General features: G+C 66.8%; 1 protein-coding gene. It reads left to right on the forward strand.

What is annotated here, in order from left to right:
* On the forward strand, window positions 1-265 hold a 265-nt coding region (locus SB751_RS31425), incomplete at both ends, for a hypothetical protein (RefSeq protein WP_410749201.1).

Raw genomic sequence — 265 nt, forward strand, 5'->3', positions numbered from 1 at the left:
CCTCGCTGGCGGTGCTGCGCGAGATCGGCGTGGACACGGGCGGTTCGAACGTGCAGTTCTCGATCGATCCGAAGACCGGCCGCATGATCGTGATCGAAATGAACCCGCGCGTGTCGCGTTCGTCGGCGCTGGCGTCGAAGGCCACGGGCTTCCCGATCGCCAAGGTCGCGGCGAAGCTGGCCGTCGGCTACACGCTGGACGAGCTCAAGAACGAAATCACCGGCGGCGCGACCCCGGCGTCGTTCGAGCCGACCATCGACTACGT

Origin of the sequence: Cupriavidus sp. SIMBA_020 (assembly GCF_046535395.1) — a bacterium.
Taxonomy (GTDB): domain Bacteria; phylum Pseudomonadota; class Gammaproteobacteria; order Burkholderiales; family Burkholderiaceae; genus Cupriavidus; species Cupriavidus campinensis.